This window comes from Pseudomonas sp. SIMBA_068 (genome assembly GCF_046534705.1).
GTDB classification, from domain to species: Bacteria; Pseudomonadota; Gammaproteobacteria; order Pseudomonadales; family Pseudomonadaceae; genus Aquipseudomonas; species Aquipseudomonas putida.
Window position 1 is genome coordinate 1 of sequence record NZ_JAWRYI010000786.1, and the last position, 262, is coordinate 262.

Sequence of the window (262 nt, forward strand, 5' to 3'; positions counted from 1 at the left end):
GCCTTTACCGAAGCCGCTATTGACGTTGTTCAGTGGGCTGAAGCTCAAGCGCAATGGCAGGTTCGGGCCAACCAAGGCATTACTCGGAAGCTCAGGCAGTTCGATACTGAGCGTGTATTGCCCTGTACGCTCATCAACGCCGCCCTGCACAAAGCTCATGAAATTGAATGCGTTGGAATGAATGAATGATTGTGTTGTCATTTTCGAATCTTCGCCATCAAAAAGTCGATTGGAAATTACTGAAGCCCCAGCTCCAGATAGT

At 48.9% G+C, this 262-nt stretch carries 1 protein-coding gene; it reads right to left on the bottom strand.

What is annotated here, in order from left to right:
• A partial coding sequence (locus tag SB756_RS31445; RefSeq protein ID WP_410913419.1) for a hypothetical protein occupies nt 1-201 on the bottom strand: 201 nt, incomplete at its 3' end.
• Nucleotides 202-262 lie beyond the last annotated feature (61 nt).